The 14610-nt window shown below is 62.9% G+C and carries 12 protein-coding genes; 10 read left to right on the top strand and 2 right to left on the bottom strand.

The window, feature by feature from the left end:
* Window positions 1-30: 30 nt before the first annotated feature.
* Complete coding sequence (gene rpmE / locus ABVN20_RS15755; protein WP_008047849.1) at window positions 31-249, bottom strand: 50S ribosomal protein L31; 219 nt, start codon at window positions 247-249, stop codon at window positions 31-33.
* 287 nt (window positions 250-536) lie between these two features.
* Between rpmE and ABVN20_RS15750 the strand changes: the two genes are divergently transcribed.
* The 10 genes from ABVN20_RS15750 (at window position 537) to ABVN20_RS15705 (ending at window position 13455) form a co-directional block, all read left to right on the top strand.
* Window positions 537-2756 carry a primosomal protein N' gene (locus tag ABVN20_RS15750; protein WP_368556630.1) on the top strand — a complete coding sequence of 740 codons (2220 nt, stop codon included), beginning with the start codon at window positions 537-539 and terminating at the stop codon, window positions 2754-2756.
* Window positions 2757-2965: 209 nt separating this feature from the next.
* Window positions 2966-4702 (top strand): arginine--tRNA ligase, encoded by a 1737-nt coding sequence (argS, locus tag ABVN20_RS15745; RefSeq protein WP_368556629.1) that lies wholly within the window; start codon window positions 2966-2968, stop codon window positions 4700-4702.
* Between the two features lies 1 nt (window position 4703).
* Complete coding sequence (locus ABVN20_RS15740; RefSeq protein ID WP_368556628.1) at window positions 4704-5402, top strand: SPOR domain-containing protein; 699 nt, start codon at window positions 4704-4706, stop codon at window positions 5400-5402.
* Between the two features lie 236 nt (window positions 5403-5638).
* The gene (hslV, locus tag ABVN20_RS15735) at window positions 5639-6169 is read left to right on the top strand and encodes an ATP-dependent protease subunit HslV (RefSeq protein ID WP_007968352.1); all 531 of its coding nucleotides are present in this window, start codon (window positions 5639-5641) and stop codon (window positions 6167-6169) included.
* 55 nt (window positions 6170-6224) lie between these two features.
* On the top strand, window positions 6225-7559 hold the full coding sequence (hslU, locus tag ABVN20_RS15730; protein ID WP_368556627.1) for an ATP-dependent protease ATPase subunit HslU: 1335 nt from the start codon (window positions 6225-6227) through the stop codon (window positions 7557-7559).
* Window positions 7560-7689: 130 nt separating this feature from the next.
* Window positions 7690-8061, top strand: a complete 372-nt coding sequence (locus tag ABVN20_RS15725; protein ID WP_368556626.1) for a gamma-butyrobetaine hydroxylase-like domain-containing protein — start codon at window positions 7690-7692, stop codon at window positions 8059-8061.
* A 251-nt stretch (window positions 8062-8312) separates the two neighbouring features.
* Window positions 8313-9992, top strand: a complete 1680-nt coding sequence (gene phaC / locus ABVN20_RS15720) for a class II poly(R)-hydroxyalkanoic acid synthase (protein WP_368556625.1) — start codon at window positions 8313-8315, stop codon at window positions 9990-9992.
* Between the two features lie 135 nt (window positions 9993-10127).
* The gene (phaZ, locus tag ABVN20_RS15715) at window positions 10128-10982 is read left to right on the top strand and encodes a poly(3-hydroxyalkanoate) depolymerase (RefSeq protein ID WP_368556624.1); all 855 of its coding nucleotides are present in this window, start codon (window positions 10128-10130) and stop codon (window positions 10980-10982) included.
* Window positions 10983-11093: 111 nt separating this feature from the next.
* On the top strand, window positions 11094-12776 hold the full coding sequence (gene phaC, locus ABVN20_RS15710) for a class II poly(R)-hydroxyalkanoic acid synthase (protein ID WP_368556623.1): 1683 nt from the start codon (window positions 11094-11096) through the stop codon (window positions 12774-12776).
* Between the two features lie 58 nt (window positions 12777-12834).
* Window positions 12835-13455 carry a TetR/AcrR family transcriptional regulator gene (locus ABVN20_RS15705; protein WP_368556622.1) on the top strand — a complete coding sequence of 207 codons (621 nt, stop codon included), beginning with the start codon at window positions 12835-12837 and terminating at the stop codon, window positions 13453-13455.
* Window positions 13456-13634: 179 nt separating this feature from the next.
* Here ABVN20_RS15705 and ABVN20_RS15700 read toward each other — a convergent pair whose 3' ends face one another.
* Window positions 13635-14603 carry a phasin family protein gene (locus tag ABVN20_RS15700; protein WP_368556621.1) on the bottom strand — a complete coding sequence of 323 codons (969 nt, stop codon included), beginning with the start codon at window positions 14601-14603 and terminating at the stop codon, window positions 13635-13637.
* Between the last annotated feature and the right edge of the window lie 7 nt (window positions 14604-14610).

Raw genomic sequence — 14610 nt, 5'->3', positions numbered from 1 at the left:
AACCGTAGCGGCTTCCCAAGTTGACAGGCCTTAGGCCTTTTTCGCGCCGAAAGCACCGAAACGGTCGGCGAAGCGCTGTACGCGGCCGCCAGTGTCCAGAGTCTTTTGCTTACCGGTGTAGAACGGGTGGCATTCGTTGCAAACGTCGATCGCCAGGGCTTTGCCGAAGGTCGAACGGGTTTCGAACTTGTTGCCGCAGCTGCAGGTAACAGCAACTGCTGGGTATTCTGGATGGATATCAGCTTTCATGGTGTTTTCCTCAGGCTAGCGTGCCGCCACCCAACACTATTGTTGAATACCGCACGTAATTAGGCCGCGGATTCTACCAGACAATGTCATTCGCGCAAGCTGTCCCTTCTACCGACCGTCTGCTAGGCTCCCGGCCCAAAGCACCCCAGACTCCTGTAGGAGCGGGCTTGCCCGCGAAGAGGCCGGAACATTCAACATCTGGGTTGATTGACCCGACGCCATCGCGAGCAAGCTCGCTCCTACAGGATCAGGTCGCGCCCAACTTCACCTGCTTATCGAGAACCCGCGTGCCCGACGCCATTTTGCGCCTCGCCCTGCCATCGCCGCTGCGCCGCCTGTTCGACTACCGCGCCCCGGCCGGGGTCCCGCGTGCCCGGTTGCAGCCGGGCATGCGCCTGCGGGTGCCGTTCGGCCGGCGGGAAATGATCGGGATCCTGGTGGAGGTCACCGACACCAGCGAAGTGCCGGCCGAAAAGCTCAAGCCGGCCCTGGCCCTGCTGGACGCCACCTCACCCCTGCCGCCCGCGCTGTTCAAGCTGTGCCTGTGGACCGCCCAGTACTACCAACACAGCCTGGGCGATACCTTGAGCTGGGCCTTGCCGGTGTTGCTGCGCCAGGGCGAGCTGGCCGAGGCGCGCCAGGAGCGTTTCTGGTCGGCAGCCCCCGGTGCCAGCCAGGATGACCCGCGCATCGCCCGCGCGCCGCGTCAGCGCGAGGCACTGGCCACCCTGGCCCAGCACCCCCACGGCGTCGCCCACGCACTGCTGAGCAAATTGATGCTGAGCAAGGACAGCCTCGACCTGTTGCTGGCCAAGGGCCTGGTACAGGTCGAAGTCCGCCGCCATGCGCCCGGCGTGCGCCACGAGCATTGGCTGGCGCAACCGGAGCTGCCGCTCAATACCGAACAACGGGCGGCCTATGAGGCCATTCGCGCGGGCTTCGACAGTTATCACGCGTTCCTGCTGGCCGGCGTCACCGGCAGCGGCAAGACCGAAGTCTATTTGCAGTTGATCCGCGAGACCCTGGAGGCCGGCAAGCAGGCCCTGGTGCTGATCCCGGAAATCAACCTCGGCCCGCAAACCCTGGCGCGCTTCGAGCAGCGCTTCAATGCGCGCATCGCGTTGCTGCACTCGGCGGTCAATGACCGCGAACGGCTCGACGCCTGGCTGGCCGCCCGCGACGGCGAGGCCGACATCATTATCGGCACCCGTTCGGCGCTGTTCACGCCGATGAAGAACCCCGGCCTGATCATCATCGACGAAGAGCACGACGGCTCCTACAAACAGCAGGAAGGCCTGCGCTATCACGCCCGCGACCTGGCACTGGTCCGCGCGCGCCAGGAAAACATCCCCATCGTGCTCGGCTCCGCCACGCCGTCGCTGGAGAGCCTGCACAACGCCTACACCGGTCGTTACGGCCTGCTGCGCCTCAACGAGCGTGCAGGCGGCGCCAAGCAACCGCGCTTCCTGCGCCTGGATGTGAAGAGCCGGCCGCTGGACAGCGGCATTTCCGGACCCATGCAGCAAGCCATCGGCCAGACGTTGGCCGCCGGGCAACAGGTGCTGGTGTTCCTCAATCGTCGCGGGTTCGCCCCCACCCTGCTGTGCCACGACTGCGGCTGGATGTCCGAATGCCAGCGCTGCGATGCGCGCATGACCGTGCACCAGCGTTACGGCGAACTGCGCTGCCACCATTGCGGTTATGTCGAGCGCACGCCCCGCCAGTGCCCGAAATGCAACAAGGTGGATCTGCGCCCGGTGGGTGCCGGCACCGAACGCGCCGAAGAGCGCCTGGCCATCCTGTTTCCCGATTACCCGGTGCTGCGCGTCGACCGTGACAGCACGTCGCGCAAGGACGCGATGAACCAGCTGTTCGCCACCATCCAGAAAGGCCAGCCGTGCATCCTGGTCGGCACGCAGATGCTGGCCAAGGGTCACCACTTCCCACGGGTGACCCTGGTGTCGATCCTCGATGCCGACGGCGGGCTGTTTTCCGGCGACTTCCGCGCCAGCGAACGCATGGCGCAACTGATCGTCCAGGTGGCGGGCCGTGCTGGCCGGGCCGAAGAGCCGGGCCGGGTGATCATCCAGACCCACCTCGCCGACCATCCGCTGCTGGTACAACTGACCGAGCAGGGTTACTTCGCCTTCGCCGAACAGGCCTTGAGCGAACGCCGCGCCGCCGGCCTGCCGCCGTTCGCGCACCTGGCGCTGCTGCGTGCCGAGGCGCACAAGCCGGGGCAGGCCGAAGGCTTCCTCGACGAAGCCTGCGGCGAGGCCGAGCGCCTGCTCGCCGAACAGAACCTGACGGGCATAGAGCTGCTGGGGCCGGTGCCGGCGCCAATGGAACGCCGCGCCGGCCGTTTCCGTGCGCAATTGTTGCTGCAAGCTACGGCCCGGGCGCCCCTGCATCGGTTGCTGGCCAGCTGGCTGCTGGTGCTGGAACAGATGCCGAGCGGGCGGGCGGTGCGGTGGTCCCTGGATGTCGATCCTGTGGATTTGTATTGATTTGAAGGGAGTCATCGCGGGCAAGCCCGCTCCTACAGGGGCACCACCGTACCTGTAGGAGCGGGCTTGCCCGCGATTTGGGTCGAATAGTCACCACACATCCACAACCCACCTGCTAAGGTTGGCAAGCCCGCCTCGGCAACGGATAATGCCCAGTTTTTCCACCAGCGCACGATGCGCCGCCGCGCCTGCGGTCGAAAGAGAAGACCATGAAAGACACCATTCGCCAGCTGATCCAACAAGCCATCACCCAACTCGTCAACGAAGGTGTGTTGCCTGAAGGCCTGTCGCCGGCGATCCAGGTGGAAAACTCGCGCGACAAGAAAAACGGCGATTTCGCCAGCAACATCGCCATGATGCTGGCCAAGCCGGCCGGCATGAAGCCGCGCGACCTGGCCGAGAAAATCATCGCCGCGCTGCCCGCCGACGAAAACGTGGCCAAGGCCGAAATCGCCGGCCCAGGCTTCCTCAACTTCTTCCAGAACACCCAGGCCCTGGCTGCCCGCCTGGACGCCGCCCTGGCCGACGAACGCATTGGCGTGCGCAAGGCCGGCCCTGCCCAGCGCACCGTGGTTGACCTGTCGGCGCCGAACCTGGCGAAGGAAATGCACGTCGGCCACTTGCGCTCGACCATCATTGGTGACGGCGTGGCTCGCGTGCTGGAATTCCTCGGCGACGAGGTAATCCGCCAGAACCACGTCGGCGACTGGGGCACGCAGTTCGGCATGCTGATGGCCTATCTGCAGGAAAACCCGATCACCAGCAACGAGCTGTCGGACCTGGAGAACTTCTACCGCGCCGCCAAGCAGCGTTTCGACGAGTCGGCCGAATTCGCCGACCGCGCCCGTGGCCTGGTGGTCAAGCTGCAGGCCGGCGACGCCGAGTGCCTGGCGCTGTGGACCCGGTTCAAGGACATCTCGCTGTCCCACTGCCAGAAGATCTACGAACTGCTCAACGTCAAGCTGACCATGGCCGACGTGATGGGCGAAAGCGCCTACAACGATGACCTGATCAACGTGGTCAACGACCTCAAGGCCGCCGGCATGCTGGTCGAAAGCAACGGCGCGCAGTGCGTGTTCCTCGATGAATTCAAGAATGCCGACGGCGACCCGCTGCCGGTGATCATCGTCAAGGCCGACGGCGGCTACCTCTATGCCACCACCGACCTGGCGGCCGTGCGTTATCGCAGCGGCAAGCTCAAGGCCGATCGCGCCCTGTACTTCGTCGACCAGCGCCAGGCCCTGCACTTCCAGCAAGTGTTCGCCGTGGCGCGCAAGGCCGGCTTCGTGACTCACCCGATGGAAATGGAACACATGGGCTTCGGCACCATGAACGGTTCCGACGGCCGTCCGTTCAAGACCCGTGACGGCGGCACCGTGAAGCTGATCGACCTGCTGACCGAAGCCCAGGAGCGCGCCTACACCCTGGTCAAGGACAAGAACCCGGAACTGGCCGAGGCCGACCTGCGCAGCATCGCCAAGGTGGTGGGCATCGACGCGGTGAAATACGCCGACCTGTCGAAACACCGCACCAGCGACTACAGCTTCAACTTCGACCTGATGCTCAACTTCGAAGGCAATACCGCGCCGTACCTGCTGTACGCCTACACCCGTGTGGCCGGTGTCTTCCGCAAGCTCGGCAAGACCTTCAGCGAAGTCGAAGGCCAGATCGTCCTCGAAGCCGACCAGGAACTGGAATTGGCCGCCCGCCTGGCGCAGTTTGGCGAAATCCTCAACAACGTCGCCGAGAAGGGCACGCCACACACCCTGTGCGCTTACCTGTACGACGTTGCCGGTCTGTTCTCCAGCTTCTACGAGAACTGCCCGATTCTCGCTGCCGACACTCCGGCACAGATGCAAAGCCGCCTGCGCCTGGCCGCACTGACCGGTCGCACTCTCAAGCAAGGCCTGGAACTCTTGGGTCTGGAAACTCTGGAGCGTATGTAAGTTGGCTGCCAAGAAAAAACCTGCACCCAAGCGTGGCGCCAGCCGTTACCAAGCTCCAGCGAAGCAACCGATCCCGGGTTGGCTGTGGATGGCCATCGGCCTGACGGTCGGCGCGTTCATCGTGTTCCTGATGAAGCTGGAGCCAGGCAAGGGCAGCGACAGCGTCAAGCGCGAGAAGATCGAGCAGCAGAAAGCCACCAAGATCGCCGAAGCCAACAAGACCCCGCCGAGCCCGACGCAACCGGTCAAGCCCAAGTACGACTTCTACACCCTGCTGCCGGAATCGGAAGTCATCGTGCCGCCGGATGCCGTGCCGGAGAAAACCCCGCCGACGCCAGCCGTGCCGACCACCCCGGTGACGCCAGCGGAAGCGGCGAAGATCGACACCGCACGCGCCCAGGCGGCGCTGGCCGGCATCACGCCACCGCCAGCCCCGCCGGTGGCCAAGGCGGCACCGGTGACCAAGTACTTCCTGCAAGCGGGCTCGTTCCGCAAGGAAACCGACGCCGACAAGGTGCGCGCGCAGATCATCCTGCTCGGCCAGGCCGTGGCGGTGGAGTCCGGTACGGTCAAGGACGAGACCTGGTATCGGGTACTGGTCGGGCCGTTCAGCAACCGCGAACAGCTGACCACGGCGCAGAAGCAATTGGCGGGAGCCGGGTTTAGCAACCTGTTGTTACAACAACGCCAGAGCCGCTGATTCTTCCTGCTCGACCGCGTTATCGTTCATCGCGAGCAGGCTCGCTCCCACAGGGTATGGCGTAAAGCATCAATCACTGTGGGAGCGAGCCTGCTCGCGATGGCGCCAGCCCAGACAACACAACTTTCCCGCGCACACCACTCGTCCCCTCCCCCACCCCGCAGTTGAAATCCCCCGCACCACCCCCATATGAGTTGGCAGAAGGCATTTTCGCCCCGCTGCGTGGAGACTCTCCCTTGACCACCATCGTTTCAGTTCGCCGCCACGGCAAAGTCGTCATGGGCGGCGACGGCCAGGTTTCTCTCGGCAATACCGTGATGAAAGGCAACGCGAAAAAAGTTCGCCGCCTGTACCACGGCCAGGTCATTGCCGGGTTTGCCGGCGCCACCGCTGACGCCTTTACCCTCTTCGAACGTTTCGAAGGCCAGCTCGAGAAACATCAGGGTCACCTGATTCGCGCCGCCGTCGAACTGGCCAAGGAATGGCGCACCGACCGCTCCCTGAGCCGCCTCGAAGCGATGCTCGCGGTCGCCAACAAGGATGCTTCCCTGATCATCACCGGCAACGGCGACGTGGTCGAACCCGAAGACGGCCTGATCGCCATGGGGTCCGGCGGTGCTTATGCACAGGCTGCCGCCAGCGCCCTGCTGAAAAAGACCGACCTGTCGGCCCGTGAAATCGTCGAGACCGCCCTTGGTATCGCCGGCGACATCTGTGTATTCACCAACCACACCCAGACCATTGAGGAGCAGGATCTCGCTGAGTAAGCCTGTTGCGGCCCGTGTGCCACGGCTTGTTCCTGCTTGAGGACCGTCAATTACCATGTCAATGACTCCCCGCGAAATCGTCCACGAACTCAATCGCCATATCATCGGCCAGGACGATGCCAAGCGCGCCGTCGCCATTGCCCTGCGCAACCGCTGGCGTCGGATGCAGCTGCCTGAAGAGCTGCGCGTTGAAGTAACGCCCAAGAACATCCTGATGATCGGCCCGACCGGTGTCGGTAAAACCGAGATCGCCCGTCGTCTGGCCAAGCTGGCCAACGCGCCGTTCATCAAGGTCGAAGCGACCAAGTTCACCGAAGTCGGTTATGTCGGCCGTGATGTCGAGTCGATCATCCGTGACCTCGCCGACGCCGCGATCAAGCTGCTGCGCGAACAGGAAATGACCAAGGTTCGCCATCGCGCCGAAGACGCCGCCGAAGAGCGCATCCTCGACGCCCTGCTGCCGCCGGCCCGCAGCTTCAACGAGGAAGCCGCGCCGTCGGCCGATTCCAACACCCGCCAGCTGTTCCGCAAGCGCCTGCGCGAAGGCCAGCTGGATGACAAGGAGATCGAAATCGAAGTCGCCGAAAACTCCGGCGTCGATATCTCCGCGCCACCGGGCATGGAAGAAATGACCAACCAGTTGCAGAGCCTGTTCGCCAACATGGGCAAGGGCAAGCGCAAGAGCCGCAAGCTCAAGGTCAAGGAAGCGCTGAAGATGGTCCGCGACGAAGAAGCGAGCCGTCTGGTCAACGACGAAGAGCTCAAGGCCAAGGCCCTGGAAGCGGTCGAGCAGCACGGCATCGTGTTCATCGACGAAATCGACAAGGTCGCCAAGCGCGGTAACGCAGGCGGCGTCGACGTGTCCCGCGAAGGCGTACAGCGCGACTTGCTGCCTCTGATCGAAGGCTGCACGGTCAACACCAAGCTGGGCATGGTCAAGACCGACCACATCCTGTTCATTGCCTCCGGTGCGTTCCACCTGAGCAAGCCGAGCGATCTGGTGCCCGAGCTGCAAGGCCGCCTGCCGATCCGTGTAGAACTCAAGGCGCTGACGCCGGAAGACTTCGAACGCATCCTCAGCGAGCCGCATGCCTCGCTCACCGAGCAATATTGCGCGCTGCTGAAAACCGAAGGCCTGGGCGTCGAGTTCCAGCCGGACGGCATCAAGCGCATCGCCGAGATCGCCTGGCAGGTCAACGAGAAAACCGAGAACATCGGTGCGCGTCGCCTACACACGCTGCTCGAACGCCTGCTCGAGGAAGTGTCGTTCAGCGCCGGCGACCTGGCTAGCGCCCATGACGGCAAGGTGATCCAGATCGACGCCGACTACGTCAACAGCCACTTGGGCGAATTGGCGCAGAACGAAGACCTGTCCCGTTATATCCTGTAGGCCACGCTTACTGTGGGAGCGGGCTTGCCCGCGATGGCGGAGTGTCAGTCACGTTGATATCAACTGACACACCGCTTCGCGAGCAAGCTCGCTCCTACAGGGGGCACTGCACACCGACGGATACCTGCCCATGCTCCCCACCGACATCAAGCTGCACAAAGCCTCGAAAACCCTGTCGCTCAAATACGCCTCGGGCGAGGAACATCACCTGCCCGCCGAATTCCTGCGCGTGCACTCTCCTTCCGCCGAGGTCCAGGGCCACGGCAAGCCCATCCTGCAATTTGGCAAGATCGGCGTAGGTCTGACCAAGGTCGAACCGGCCGGCCAGTACGCACTGAAACTGACCTTCGACGACGGCCACGACAGCGGCCTGTTCACCTGGGACTACCTGTACCAGTTGGGCGTTCGTCAGGAAGATTTGTGGAACGATTATCTGGCCGAGTTGAAAGCGGCCGGTAAAAGTCGCGACCCGAACGAGTCCATCGTCAAGCTGATGCTCTAGCCCGCAGCTCTCGTTCATTAGAGGGCATTTTCTAATTTCATTTGTTTGAATGTTTGGCCGCCAGGCCACGCATTGGCCTGCTTGCGAAAAAAATTAAACTCGGGTAACCAATGGAGCTGGCAAGTTCCCTGCAGTGCGCTCTGATGTGCAAGCGCAGAATCAACGGTCAACCCGAGCAGTAGTACCAGGCATTCGCTGTGTGACTACACAGCAGGACCGGGTACTCGTCTCAGGACAATGGAGCGTCGTAGATGAGTAAACAGAATAACGATGACTTGAAGTTTCAGGCCTCGGAAAACACCTTGGGGTTGAATCCTGTCGTTGGGCTGCGTGGAAAGGATCTACTGGCTTCTGCTCGAATGGTACTCAGGCAAGCGATCAAGCAACCGATCCACAGCGCCAAGCATGTCGCGCATTTCGGCCTTGAACTCAAGAACGTCCTGCTCGGCAAGTCCGAGCTGCAACCGGCAGGCGATGACCGTCGCTTCGTCGACCCGGCCTGGAGCCAGAACCCGCTCTACAAACGTTATCTGCAAACTTACCTGGCGTGGCGCAAGGAGCTCCACGACTGGATCGACGACAGCAGCCTGTCGCCCAACGATGCCAGCCGCGGCCACTTCGTGATCAATCTCATGACCGAAGCCATGGCACCGACCAACAGCGCAGCCAACCCGGCGGCGGTCAAGCGCTTCTTCGAAACCGGCGGCAAGAGCCTGCTCGACGGTCTTTCCAACCTCGCCAAAGACTTGGTGCACAACAACGGCATGCCCAGCCAGGTCAACATGGGCGCCTTCGAGGTCGGCAAGACCCTGGGCGTGACCGAGGGCGCGGTGGTGTTCCGCAATGACGTGCTGGAGCTGATCCAGTACAAGCCCATCACCGAGCAGGTGCACGAGCGCCCATTGCTGGTGGTGCCGCCGCAGATCAACAAATTCTACGTCTTCGATCTGAGCCCGGAAAAAAGCCTGGCGCGCTTCTGCCTGCGCAGCAATGTGCAGACCTTCATCGTCAGCTGGCGCAACCCGACCAAGGAGCAGCGCGAGTGGGGACTGTCGACCTACATCGAGGCGCTCAAGGAAGCGGTCGATGTGGTTACGGCCATCACCGGCAGCAAGGACGTGAACATGCTCGGCGCCTGCTCCGGCGGCATCACCTGCACCGCACTGCTGGGCCACTACGCCGCGATCGGCGAGAACAAGGTCAACGCCCTGACCCTACTGGTGAGCGTGCTCGACACCACCCTGGACACCGACGTCGCCCTGTTCGTCAACGAACAGACCCTGGAAGCCGCCAAGCGCCACTCCTACCAGGCCGGCGTGCTGGAAGGCAAAGACATGGCGAAAGTCTTCGCCTGGATGCGCCCCAACGACCTGATCTGGAACTACTGGGTCAACAACTACCTGCTGGGCAACGAACCGCCGGTGTTCGACATCCTGTTCTGGAACAACGACACCACGCGCCTGCCGGCGGCGTTCCACGGCGACCTGATCGAAATGTTCAAGAGCAACCCGTTGATCCGCCCCAATGCCCTGGAAGTGTGCGGCACGCCAATCGACCTCAAGCAGGTCAAGGCCGACATCTTTTCCCTGGCTGGCACCACCGATCACATCACGCCGTGGAAGTGCTGCTACAAGTCGGCGCAGCTGTTTGGCGGCAACGTCGAGTTCGTGCTGTCCAGCAGCGGGCACATCCAGAGCATCCTCAACCCGCCGGGCAACCCGAAGTCGCGCTACATGACCAACAGCGAAACCACGACCTCGGCCGAAGAGTGGCAGGAAAACTCGACCAAGCACACGGACTCCTGGTGGCTGCACTGGCAGGCCTGGCAGGCCGCGCGCTCGGGTGAAATGAAAAAGGCCCCGGCGAAGCTGGGCAACAAGGCGTATCCGGCGGGCGAAGCTGCGCCGGGGACTTACGTACACGAACGATAGGGACACCCCACTCCCCTGTGGGAACGGGCTTGCCCGTGATGACGGCGCCAGCTTCGATGAATGTGTCGGCTGACACGGCGCCATCGCGAGCAAGCTCGCTCCTACAGGGGATGCGGTCGTACACAGGGCCTGAGCATGCCGCAACCGTACATTTTTCGTACCGTCGACCTGGATGGCCAGACCCTCCGGACGGCAGTGCGCCCCGGCAAGTCTCACATGACGCCCTTGCTGATTTTCAACGGCATCGGTGCCAACCTCGAGCTGGTGTTTCCGTTCGTCGCGGCGCTGGACCCGGACCTCGAAGTGATCGCCTTCGACGTCCCGGGCGTCGGCGGCTCATCGACGCCGAACAAGCCGTACCGTTTTCCGGGACTGGCCAAGCTGACGGCGCGGATGCTCGACTACCTCGACTACGGCCAGGTCAACGTGATTGGAGTGTCTTGGGGTGGCGCCCTCGCCCAGCAGTTCGCCCACGACTACCCGGAACGCTGCAAGAAACTGGTGCTGGCCGCCACGGCGGCCGGTGCGGTGATGGTGCCGGGCAAACCGAAAGTGTTGTGGATGATGGCCAGTCCACGGCGCTACATCCAGCCGTCCCACGTGATCCGGATTGCGCCGATGATCTACGGCGGCTCGTTCCGTCGCGACCCGACGCTCGCCGCCAGCCATGCGGCAAAAGTGCGTTCGGCGGGCAAGCTCGGTTACTACTGGCAACTGTTCGCCGGCCTCGGCTGGACCAGCATCCACTGGCTGCACAAGATCCATCAGCCGACCCTGGTGCTGGCCGGCGACGACGACCCGCTGATCCCGCTGATCAACATGCGCATGCTGGCCTGGCGCATTCCCAATACCCAGTTGCACATCATCGACGACGGCCATCTGTTCCTGATTACCCGCGCCGAAGCCGTGGCGCCGATCATCATGAAATTCCTCCAGGAAGAACGGCAACGCGCCGTGATGCACCCCCATCCGGCGCCACTGGGCAGTTAGTCATCCCCGGATCGGTTGGCAGGAGGCCACACCGCGCAACAACCCGTTACAGCGTCTATGGTGTTCTGGTTCGGTGTTTGTTTTGGGCTGAAGACGAAGGAGTGTTGAGTCATGCGCGACAAGCCAGCAAGGGAGGTTTTGCCGACTCCCGCCGCGTTCATCAACGCACAGAGTGCCATCACCGGCCTGCGTGGCCGGGATCTGGTTTCAACCCTGCGCAGTGTGGCCGCCCACGGCTTGCGCAATCCGTTGCACAGTGCCAAGCATGCCCTGAAGCTGGGCGGGCAACTGGGCCGGGTACTGCTGGGCGAAACCCTGCACCCGACCAATCCGCGGGACAGTCGCTTCAGCGACCCGGCCTGGAGCCTCAATCCGTTTTATCGACGCAGCCTGCAGGCGTACCTGAGCTGGCAGAAACAGGTCACCAGCTGGATCGACGAAAGCGAGATGACCCCGGACGATCGCGTCCGCGCCCACTTCGTGTTCTCGCTGCTCAGCGATGCCGCGTCGCCCTCCAACACCTTGCTCAACCCGCTGGCGGTCAAGGAAATCTTCAACTCCGGCGGCAACAGCCTGGTGCGTGGCATCAGCCATCTGGTCGATGATCTGCTGCACAACGACGCCCTGCCCAGGCAGGTGACCAAACAGGCTTTCGAGGTCGGTAAAACCGTGGCCACCACCGCGGGCGCCGTGGTGTTTCGCAACGAGTTGCTGGAGCTGATCCAGTACAAGCCGATGAGCGAGAAGCAGTATTCCAGGCCACTGCTGGTGGTGCCGCCGCAGATCAACAAGTACTACATTTTCGACCTGAGCCCGGCCAACAGCTTCGTCCAGTACGCCCTGAAAAACGGCTTGCAGACCTTCATGATCAGTTGGCGCAACCCGGATGTGCGTCATCGCGAATGGGGCCTGTCGAGCTATGTCGAGGCCGTGGAAGAAGCGATGAACGTGTGCCGGGCGATCACCGGCGCCCGCGAGGTGAACCTGATGGGCGCCTGCGCTGGCGGACTGACCATCGCCGCGCTGCAAGGTCACCTGCAAGCCAAGCGGCAGATGCGCCGGGTCGCGAGCGCCACTTACCTGGTGAGCCTGCTCGACAGCCAGATGGACAGCCCCGCCACCCTGTTCGCCGACGAGCAGACCCTGGAAGCGTCGAAGCGGCGTTCCTATCAGAAGGGCGTGCTGGACGGCCGCGACATGGCCAAGGTGTTCGCCTGGATGCGCCCCAACGACTTGATCTGGAGCTACTTCGTCAACAACTACCTGCTGGGCAAGGAGCCACCGGCGTTCGACATCCTCTACTGGAACAACGACACCACGCGCTTGCCGGCAGCCCTGCACGGCGACTTGCTGGACTTCTTCAAGCACAACCCGCTGGGCCATCCGGGTGGCCTTGAAGTGTGCGGCACACCGATCGACCTGCAGAAGGTCACCGTCGACAGCTTCAGCGTGGCCGGCATCAACGACCACATCACACCCTGGGACGCGGTGTATCGCTCGACGTTATTGCTGGGCGGCGAGCGCCGCTTCGTGCTGGCCAACAGCGGCCACGTGCAAAGCATCCTCAACCCGCCGTCGAACCCCAAGGCCAACTACATCGAAAGCAGCAAGCTGAGCAGCGACCCGCGTGCCTGGTATTACGACGCCAAGCAGGTCGACGGCAGCTGGTGGCCACAATGGCTGACCTGGATCCAGGAACGTTCCGGTACACAAAAGGAAACCCACATGGCCCTCGGCAACCCGAACTATCCACCGATGGAGGCGGCACCCGGCACCTACGTGCGTGTGCGCTGATGTTCAACACTCCACGGCCGGGATTGGCCGTGGCACGACCTGACATTAAGAAGACTGGATGAAAACCCGCGACCGGATCCTCGAATGTGCCCTGCAACTGTTCAACCAGAAGGGCGAACCGAACGTCTCCACCATGGAAGTTGCCAACGAAATGGGCATCAGCCCCGGCAACCTCTACTACCACTTCCACGGCAAGGAACCGCTGATCCTGGGGCTGTTCGAGCGCTTCCAGGCCGAACTCGCACCGTTGCTCGACCCGCCCGCCGATGTCGAGCTGGCACCGGAAGACTACTGGCTGTTCCTGCACCTGATCGTCGAGCGCCTGTCGCACTACCGGTTTTTGTTTCAGGACCTGTCGAACCTGGCCGGGCGCCTGCCGAAACTGGCCAAGGGCATCCGCAACCTGCTCAACGCCCTCAAGCGTACCCTGGCGTCGCTGCTGGCGCGGTTGAAGGCGCAGGGGCAACTGGTCAGCGACACCCAGGCATTGGGGCAGTTGGTGGAGCAGATCACCATGACGCTGCTGTTCTCGCTGGACTACCAGCGCATCATTGATCGTGAGGGAGAAGTCAGGCTGGTGGTCTACCAGATCATGATGCTGGTGGCCCCGCACCTGCTGCCGCCGGTCAAGGCCGCGACCGAGCAGATGGCGTTGCAGTATCTGGAGGAGCATGAATAACGAGAAAAACCCTGTGGGAGCGAGCCTGCTCGCGATGGTGTATCAGACGCATCGGTGTCGACTGATACACCATCGCGAGCAGGCTCGCTCCCACAGGGGGGGATTCAAGGTACGCGAGACCCCTGCACAAACAAAAACGCCCGACCTTGGCAGGCCGGGCGTTTTCATGAGCCCTGGGATCAGGACTGACTGGTTGGCGTCGATGGAGCTGACGCGGCAGTCGGGGTGACAGCAGGCGTTGGGGCGGCAGCGGAGTTGGTGGTGCTGGCCACTGGCGCCGGAGTTGCCGGTTTGGCGGCAGCCACTGCTGGTTTTGGCGCAGCGGCTTTCGGCGCCGCCGGTTTTTTCACTGCTGGTTTTTTCGCCGCAGCTGGTTTTGCCGCTGGCTTGGCCGCCGGCTTCGCAGCCGCTGGCTTGGCAGCAGGTTTGGCTGCGGCAGGTTTCGCGGCGGGCTTGGCGGCAGCAGGTTTGGCCGCTGCAGTCTTGGCAGCCGGTTTAGCGGCCGGCTTGGCGGCAGGTTTTGCCGCAGGTTTGGCGGCGGCCTTGGCGGCTACCGGTTTGGCAGCTGGCTTGGCTGCTGCCGGTTTGGCCGCAGCGGTTTTTGCTGCTGGCTTGGCGGCGGCAGTTTTCGCAGCAGGCTTGGCAGCAGGTTTGGCAGCCGCTTTCACCAGTGGCTTGGCAGCCGGTTTAGCCGCAGGCTTGGCCGCTGCGGTTTTCGCCGCAACAGGGGCCACCTTGGCGCCGGTGAGTTTTTCGATCTGCTTGGTCAGGGTGTCGACCTTGCTGTGCAGCGCCTTCACCTCATTGCGGCTAGGCACGCCCAGGCGCGAAATGGCGCTGTTGAGGCGCTTGTCGAAAGCACCTTCGAGCTCATCCCACTTGCCCAGCGCACGGTCTTTCACACCGGAAATGCGAGATTTTGCCGAGGACGCGGAGTCCTTGGCGGCATCGACACCTTTGCCGACAGCGCTCTTGGTGAGCTTCTCGGCTTTCTCGCCGTCTTTGACCAATGCATCGAAGAGTTTGCTGCCGTCAGTGTCGATCTTCGAGTACACGCCTAAACCAGCCAGCCAGATCTTGCGGGAGTAGTCTTCGACTTTCCCGATCCACGAGCTGCCTTCTTTATCGGTGTTCTTTTTACCAGCCATCCCGTTC

Origin of the sequence: Pseudomonas sp. MYb118, from assembly GCF_040947875.1 — a bacterium.
Lineage (GTDB): Bacteria > Pseudomonadota > Gammaproteobacteria > Pseudomonadales > Pseudomonadaceae > Aquipseudomonas.
This window is presented reverse-complemented; position numbering and strand designations above follow the sequence as displayed.

Coding starts and splice junctions, on each gene's coding strand:
- rpmE (WP_008047849.1), bottom strand. CDS start 249: ATGAAAGCTGATATCCATCCAGAATACCCAGCAGTTGCTGTTACCTGC.
- argS (WP_368556629.1), top strand. CDS start 2,966: ATGAAAGACACCATTCGCCAGCTGATCCAACAAGCCATCACCCAACTC.
- hslU (WP_368556627.1), top strand. CDS start 6,225: ATGTCAATGACTCCCCGCGAAATCGTCCACGAACTCAATCGCCATATC.
- ABVN20_RS15725 (WP_368556626.1), top strand. CDS start 7,690: ATGCTCCCCACCGACATCAAGCTGCACAAAGCCTCGAAAACCCTGTCG.
- phaC (WP_368556625.1), top strand. CDS start 8,313: ATGAGTAAACAGAATAACGATGACTTGAAGTTTCAGGCCTCGGAAAAC.
- phaZ (WP_368556624.1), top strand. CDS start 10,128: ATGCCGCAACCGTACATTTTTCGTACCGTCGACCTGGATGGCCAGACC.
- phaC (WP_368556623.1), top strand. CDS start 11,094: ATGCGCGACAAGCCAGCAAGGGAGGTTTTGCCGACTCCCGCCGCGTTC.
- ABVN20_RS15705 (WP_368556622.1), top strand. CDS start 12,835: ATGAAAACCCGCGACCGGATCCTCGAATGTGCCCTGCAACTGTTCAAC.
- ABVN20_RS15700 (WP_368556621.1), bottom strand. CDS start 14,603: ATGGCTGGTAAAAAGAACACCGATAAAGAAGGCAGCTCGTGGATCGGG.